The 7,006-nt window shown below is 51.3% G+C and carries 5 protein-coding genes; all 5 read right to left on the bottom strand.

Translation table 11 applies throughout. The features are described from left to right. Nucleotides 1-284 precede the first annotated feature (284 nt). Nucleotides 285-1,244 carry a hydroxymethylpyrimidine/phosphomethylpyrimidine kinase gene (locus DXD25_RS06995; protein WP_117662504.1) on the bottom strand — a complete coding sequence of 320 codons (960 nt, stop codon included), beginning with the start codon at nt 1,242-1,244 and terminating at the stop codon, nt 285-287. A 272-nt stretch (nt 1,245-1,516) separates the two neighbouring features. Beyond that, nucleotides 1,517-2,008: a lipocalin family protein gene (locus tag DXD25_RS06985; protein WP_117662500.1), complete on the bottom strand. Its 492-nt coding sequence runs from the start codon at nt 2,006-2,008 to the stop codon at nt 1,517-1,519. Between the two features lie 86 nt (nt 2,009-2,094). Beyond that, complete coding sequence (locus tag DXD25_RS06980; protein WP_117662498.1) at nt 2,095-2,832, bottom strand: DUF1573 domain-containing protein; 738 nt, start codon at nt 2,830-2,832, stop codon at nt 2,095-2,097. A 1-nt stretch (nt 2,833) separates the two neighbouring features. Continuing rightward, nucleotides 2,834-4,921: a subtilase family N-terminal domain-containing protein gene (locus DXD25_RS17155; protein ID WP_117662496.1), complete on the bottom strand. Its 2,088-nt coding sequence runs from the start codon at nt 4,919-4,921 to the stop codon at nt 2,834-2,836. Nucleotides 4,922-4,939: 18 nt separating this feature from the next. Beyond that, nucleotides 4,940-6,994 carry a BACON domain-containing protein gene (locus tag DXD25_RS06970; RefSeq protein WP_117662494.1) on the bottom strand — a complete coding sequence of 685 codons (2,055 nt, stop codon included), beginning with the start codon at nt 6,992-6,994 and terminating at the stop codon, nt 4,940-4,942. Between the last annotated feature and the right edge of the window lie 12 nt (nt 6,995-7,006).

Below are 7,006 nucleotides of genomic sequence, written 5' to 3'. Positions count from 1 at the left end.
TATTCTCCTTTGGCTGCTTTAGAGCTTTATGTTAACGAAACCAACTCATAGTTTTATGGCTCCTAAGTCTATGAGTTCCGAGAAGAAAAACATAGAGTTAAAAAGCAAAGAAAAAAACAACACGGACAAATTGAATTTGTCCGGACAAATTGTCCGGCATCTTATAAGTTGCTAACATTTAAGCCTTTACAAGCACCCAGACAAAAGAGCCGGACAAATTCAATTTGTCCGTGTTCCTCATTTAACTTAATTATTTTAACTTTTTGGTCAAAAACCACCTGTTTTCAGCCTTTCTGCCTGAAAGCAGAAGGCGTTACCCCTCTCATCTTCTTGAAGAACTTGGTGAGATGAGCCTGGGATGAGAAGCCGAAGGTATTGGCTATTTCCTGCACCGTATGCGTGGTGGTAGAGAGTTCGCGCTCTATCTCCTTCACGATGTATTCATCGATGATTGCCTTCGGCGTCTTGCCGGAGATACGGCGGGTAACCTGCGCCAGATAGCGGCCACTCACATTCAGCTGGTCGGCATAGAAATGCACATCGCTATAGGTGCGGCAGAAGTTGTTCACCTGCGAGATAAACTGGTTGTAAAGCTCAGAACTCCTGCCCTGCAGATTGCTCTCCCTAGCCAGTTCTATATTGATGAAATCCTGCGCCATCGCCAACGCCTCCTCCATCTTCTTACCCTGGTTCAGATAGATGGCAAGGGCAGAAGAGAAGCGGTTGATGAGACCATGCGAATTGGCATTATCGAGCCGGTAAATCCTGAGCCCCTGCTTCTCGGCAAGCTCCAGGAGTCGGGAGTTCTGAAGAATGATATCACTCTCCTTCTTTCTCGCCACGACTACCGAACAGAGCGGCAGCAAACGGTATTTGATTTGGCTCACCACATCCTCGGTCATCAACGCATCGCCCTGGCTCGACCAGATGGAAGGAGCATAGATGATGTAATCGGGACGATACTTGGTCAAGGCATCGATGAGCACATTCAGCGTCTCAACCTTGCGTATCATTCCCACCTTCACGATGTTGGGCTGCATATCGTTCATAATTGCCTCTATCTGTCCGGAAACAATCTCGGCAGGAATATCGAAGAACTCCTGGATACCCAGGGTATTCTGCACGGTGATGCTGGTTATCGCCGAAACGGCATAACCTCCCAATTCGAATATCGTCTTGATATCCGCCTGTACACCAGAGCCGCCGGTGCTGTCGGAACCTGTAATCGTTAATATTGGCAACATATCGTTTGAACTTTAATCCTTATACTTTATTCCTTGAACCTATCCTCTACATTTGAGAGTGATGAAAAGTTCGAGGGCAAAGATACAAAAAAAGAGCGAATAATCAGCATGGTTTGCTGATTATTCGCTCTTTGAATTATGCTTTTGCCCTTACAGGGCGACTTTGCCGAGTGCTTGTTCCCCAGGGCGCTGCCCTGGGCTAAGAGCTTCTGCCCTTTCAGGGCGTTTGGGGAAGAATTTATGATAGATTCCCCCAAAGCACCTGGCGGGCTTTATTCTGAAAAATCTTTCGATTCTTTGATAACCTCGGCTGGCACCTCGCTGCAACGCTCGTAGCGGCAAACATCGGTGGCATCATCCTTGCCGGTCCAGATCATGGAACCCGAAGCCAGAAGGCGGGTTACGAGATAGCTCTGGTTCCAGTCGCCCATGCCGTAATCATAGCTTCCGCTGATGATGTAGCCCTGGTAAGGATCGTTCTTGATGGCAAACGAACCCGTGATGTGGCGGCCATACATACTGTCAAACTTCTGATACATCTCGAAAGTCTGCTCCTTGCGGTTGAACACGATGTAGCAGTAAGTACCCTCAGGCACCTGCTCACCATTGTTCCACTCCACCAACTTCCATGTGCCATGAAGATTGGCAGGAGTCACCTCCAGTGCAGGCTCCTCCGGTTCCTCATCATCGCTGCTGCAGGCTGCAAAGCCGCAGGCAAACAAGGCAATCACCAGGAGGGTGAAGAGTTTCTTTAAATATTTCATTGTATATTTCTTTATCTTTTCTTGTTTATAATTGAATGGATTACTTATGATAAGGTTCAGGCATCATTGATGCCCGGAGTCAGCCATCATTTAAGCCGGGATACACTCACCTGTATGGTCCTGTCGGACGGACGGGCATCCAGCCCCTCCAGAATAACAGGAAAGGTGAAGGTTTCAGGCATCGTTGCAGGAATCTTATCCGCAAGGATGGTGATAACGAGGTCAGCCTCATCACCCGGTTCTATCACCTCCGGCTCGGTAGTTAACCGGGCGTATGGAGGAAGAAGCAAACTGGAGATGCGAAGCGGCTTGTCGCCACTGTTGCCGCAGAGGATACGTGCCGAAGGCTCTGTGCCCGGCTTCACCTCCGTGATGCTTGCCTTCGCCTGTTTCAGCCTCAGCGCTCCCATCTTATGCGGATAGCGAGCCCACATATCGGCTCCCGGCAGCACCCTTCCCGTCAAGGCAAGCTTCACGGCTGGCTGACCCTCTATCTCTTTCAGATAGAGAAAAGCCCCCGTATTGATAGTGCCCGGATAGCGATTCGGGGTGAAAGTAATCTGTACCTGACAGGTATCGCCCGGCTGCATCACATCACCCTTTACAAAGGAACGGGTACATCCACAGGTGGTTCTCACCTGCGAGATGTGCAACACTTTCTTGCTCACGTTCCTTCCCACAAAGGTAAAGGTGCGAGGCGCATCGTCCTCGGTCATCGTACCGGCATCTATCAAGGGATGCTCAAACTTCAGCAATTCCTTCTGGGCATTCACCGTAACAGGCAAAGCCAAGAAGAAAGCCGATAGGAAAGCAAATATCTTCATATTACATCCAACCGTTGTTACCGGCGCTCTTACGAACAGTTACTGTCACAGTCTGGCTAGTACCGTCGGCAGCAGTTACGGTGAGCGATGTACTACCCGCAACGAGACCCTTCACGATGAGCATCTTGCCATCTACGGTAGCAGAAGCCACGCTGGTATTGGCAACCGAGCAGGAGTAGCCCTCAGTCTGACCTGCGAAATAAGCAGCAAGGTTGAGAGAAGTTGTCTTCTCGATACCCACATACATATTAGGCAGCTTCATCTCCGAACTGAGTTCCTTGTTCTGGATGCCGTTCAAAAGCAGAGCCGCATCAATCAGACCCGCACCCATCTTGCCGATATACTTGGAAAGCTCGATGGTCTCAGGCGAAGCACCCACGGTGGTATGGTTCATGTAATAAGTCTTGGTAGCACCATTCTGATAATGGCTATCCAGATCCTTCACCGATTTCTTCATCAGGGAGATGAAGTCGGCAGCACGATAGTGACGGTTCTGCTTGACAGCATAGGAAAGACCCAAGGCAGCCACACCCGATACGTGAGGACAAGCCATAGAGGTTCCCTCCATATAACCATATGCAGGCTGTCCGTTCTTTACCAAAGTAGAGAGCACGGCACCCTTCTGCTCGCCAGTCTCAGCCCAATATTCATCCTCAGTCTCACCAATCTTACCATAGTATTCCAAGTCACCGCCCGGAGCACTCAAGGTTACGAGCGAACCGAAGTCGGTATAGCAGGCAGGAGTATAATCGGCAGCCAGCGACGCTACGCTCACACACTTGGAGTAAGCACCAGGGAATGCAGGATTGCCCGCATACTCATTACCGGCAGCAAAGACAGCAATACCGCCATCGATTACGCCATTTGGCGAACCAGCATTGTTGATGAAGTAATCCAGCGCTTCCTTCTCCAGCGGATAGGTCTCAGCCCATTCCTTCTCGGTAGCAGGTCCAGGAGTGTAACCACTCAGCTCGCTACTCTCAGAGGAGTTGTAACCCCAGCTGCACTGCAGAATGACAGCACCATTGTCGGCAGCATACTTGATGGCTCTCGCCTCTCCTGCCAAGGTAACACTGTTCTGACCGGAGAAGATCTGGCAAGACATGATCTTGACTCCGGAGTTTGGAGTACCGTCACCACCAGCCACACCGCTCACGCCGATACCATTGTTGTTGGCAGCAGCGATGGTTCCAGCTACGTGGGTACCATGACCAGAATCATTGGCATCCGACCAGGTGATGTTTCCGCTCTCCTCTACGAAGTTATATCCGTGAAGGTCGCCCTCATAACCATTTCCGTCGCCATCAGCCTTCGCACCCTGGGAAGTTTCTCCCGGGTTGCACCACATGTTAGGCGCCAAGTCAGGGTGAGTGTACATCACGCCCTCGTCGAGCACAGCCACGATGATGGAAGGATCGCCTACGCAGGTTTTCCAAGCCTCAACGGCATTCACATCACATCCAGCCTCAGCACCAGCCTGATTATCGTTGAGATTCTCGAAGCCATAGTTGCCGGCGCCCAGATTGCGATAGTGCCACTGATAAGCGAAGCCTGGGTCGTTAGGCTCACCAGATGCAGCCGCACGGGTTGCCTTCTGCTGAAGCGCCTTGTCGCTGAGATAGATGCGCTTGCTATCGGTATTGTAGGCACGCTTGATGCGACCATTGGTCTGCACCTTGGTAACTTCGCCCAACTGCTTCAGGCGCTCAGCGGCAGCCTTCAGGTCGGTGCTCTTGTCAAACTTCACGGTGTACCAGAGGTGGAGTCCCGCCTCACGGGTTCTAGCCTCGGTGTTTGCATCAACAGGGAAGACACGCTCGAAGCTGTAGCTTCCCAGGATGTCGAGCACCTCGTCGGTAGAAGGAATACCCGAACGGGTAGCCATTCCGGAACGAGTCTTGCTCATTTGCGCCTGGTCGAGAATGCTGCTCATCTCTGGGGCAAACTTGATGAGCAACTCACCAGCCTCTGCATCAGAAGGGATGGTGATGTCTGCCTTGCCCTCAGAAGAGTCGATGGTTGACAGGCTGTCAGAACAGCCTGTCAATGCCAAAGCGACCATTGCTATATAGAAAAACTTTTTCTTCATTGTTTGCTTCTATATTAATTATCTACTTACTTTTCTACTTCTCTTGTACTTGGCAAGTGCCTCTTCGCCAGATTCATCTCCGGCAGCCACGTAGGCACGGTAGTACAATGGATAAGCTACGCCTTTCACTTCCCACTTGGAACCTGGATCCTTAGAGCCATAGTAGTACGCTGCGCTATAGGTATCCTCAGCCATGTTGGAGAATCCGGCAGCCTTACCTTCTGTGTTGAAACCACGCTCCGTCTGGTTGAATACCATGGTGGCAGGGCTCCACAGCACCATGCGAGGGTGGAACAGAATCCACTTAGGCACCGCACCAGTGAAGAAGTTGAGGTTGAGTGCCAAAGAGCGACACTTAGGCAACACGCGTGGCACAGACATCGGATAGACATCCTCGTAAACGATGGTGCCATCCTTCTGCTTGCAGGTTACAGGGTTGTTCCACTTAGAGAGCAACCACTTGCAGGTATCACCCACCAGCTTATCCTGCCATTCTGCCTTGTTGGTAGAGAAGTCGGCAGCCGTATAGCGTGTAGGCTTTCCGGCAGCCTCCAAGGCCTCGTCCATCTCCTCATCGGTAGGAAGTTCGCCCTCCAGGAAACAGTAAGAAAGCTCCAGGGCTCTCAGGTTGTCCCAGGTAAGAAGCGAGAGGAATGCCTGGCGCTCAGAATATTCGCTGCTGATATTACCATACATACCGATAGGATAAGTATTGTAGATATAGTTGCCGTCGCTATTCTTGTTCAATCCGCTCATATTGATGCAGACATCGGAACGGCGCTGTGCATAGAGAATCAGCTCCGTGAGGTGAGGGAAGTTCTGGGCATTCACCACCTTGGTGATATCCGACAATCTGTTGAAGTTGTTACTTACCAGATTGAGACTCTCCAGTGACTTACCCAACTTCTTGAAGCCCGCAGGCAACTTAACCAGTCCGAACGCCTGTACGGTAAGATGCTTGAGATAAGCCAGCTCGCAGATGTCCTCGCCGAGTTGCATCTCGCGAATCTGGTTGTTGTCATTACTTGCCACAGAGAAGCTCTCCAGGTACTTCAGGTTCTTCACCTCCTTAGGAAGCGTCTCGCCCGGCTTGAGATTCAGCATGCTGAACTTCACGCTGCGCACACGCCCCACAGCCTCAGGGTGCTGCTTCACGAAGGCATCGGTAGCCTCCCAGAGGGTTACGCTGCTCCAGTTGCGCATGTTGTCGCTTGTATCGTAAGTAGCCATACTGTTGAGCTTCTGGTTGATCATGATGACCGAGAGAGAGTCACCGGCACGGGTATCCTCTATCTTCGGAGCCGCAGCCTGGCGAACGGTAAGGATCACATCATTCGTCTTGTTGCCGTCAGCATCCACCAGCTCATCATCTGCATTCACAGGAACGAGATGAACCTTAGCCACACGCACAGCAGGAACGATGTTCATGTTCCAGCGGAACTTGAACTTCACGCTGCGAGGACGCGCCTTGCGGTCGAGCACGATACCCAGGTTGGTACCGGTCAGCTTATCCTCGTTCTTGGCGTTCAGGAGCCATCCTTCACGCTCACCTTCGTTCTCCGCCTTCTCGGCATCCGTCATATCGCCCTCGAAGGAATACTCGATGCTTCCGATCTTGCATTCCACATTGGCAGAAATCAGACTTTCGAAAGCACGCTCATCGTATGAGCCGGAGTTATCGATTTCCACAACAGGGTCCTTGATATCAATCTGCTTGCCATAACCAAACTGCACGACCGAGACGGTACGGCGCTGACCGTTATCGCCGATGAAGGCGATGTCGGTGGTACGGCGGCCATTGGTCAAGGTAGAATCTACGATTACCGTAGCAGTGGTAGAACCCACACCGTTGGCAGGAGTCAGCATCAGCCAAGGCTCAACCACGCTGCTCACCCAGTTCTGAGAGGCAGCAATGGCGAGCTGTTCGCTTCCGCCCTCAGCTCCTATTTCTATCTGCTCCTTGTCGATAGCGAGTCCACCAGGGATTTCCACATCATCATTGTCGCTGCAGGATGCGGTCATCAGACCGGCACCGAGAACGAGGAGCCATGTAAGTTTCTTAATATATTTCATATTATCTTACTT

Source organism: Prevotella sp. TF12-30, from assembly GCF_003436715.1.
GTDB classification, from domain to species: domain Bacteria; phylum Bacteroidota; class Bacteroidia; order Bacteroidales; family Bacteroidaceae; genus Prevotella; species Prevotella copri_A.
Note: the sequence above shows the minus strand (reverse complement) of the source record. Positions and strands in the feature narration are given on the sequence as shown.